General features: G+C 39.3%; 1 protein-coding gene. It reads left to right on the top strand.

The features are described 5' to 3' along the window. A partial coding sequence (locus AAEY88_RS14935) for a hypothetical protein (RefSeq protein ID WP_350563651.1) occupies nt 1-247 on the top strand: 247 nt, incomplete at both ends.

Here is a 247-nt window from a genome sequence, read left to right as displayed (position 1 = left end):
ACAAATGCCCACACAGCTAAAATGGGAATATAAGCATTATCCCACTTTTACTCATATGGGCACCATACTTCCAGCACTTAGCGATAGCCTAATTCACTTATTTAGCGACCTAATATTTAAAGTGACTGACGAGCACGGAAAATTTGCAGATGTATCATTGATTACCGGTTACTACCAAGCACTTAGTGATAAGTACGGATTTGAGCTTAAAATTCCACAAGATGTGTACGTAGAATTTGCCCACAGC

This window comes from Psychrobacter sp. CAL346-MNA-CIBAN-0220 (assembly GCF_040309805.1).
Lineage (GTDB): Bacteria > Pseudomonadota > Gammaproteobacteria > Pseudomonadales > Moraxellaceae > Psychrobacter.
This window is presented reverse-complemented; position numbering and strand designations above follow the sequence as displayed.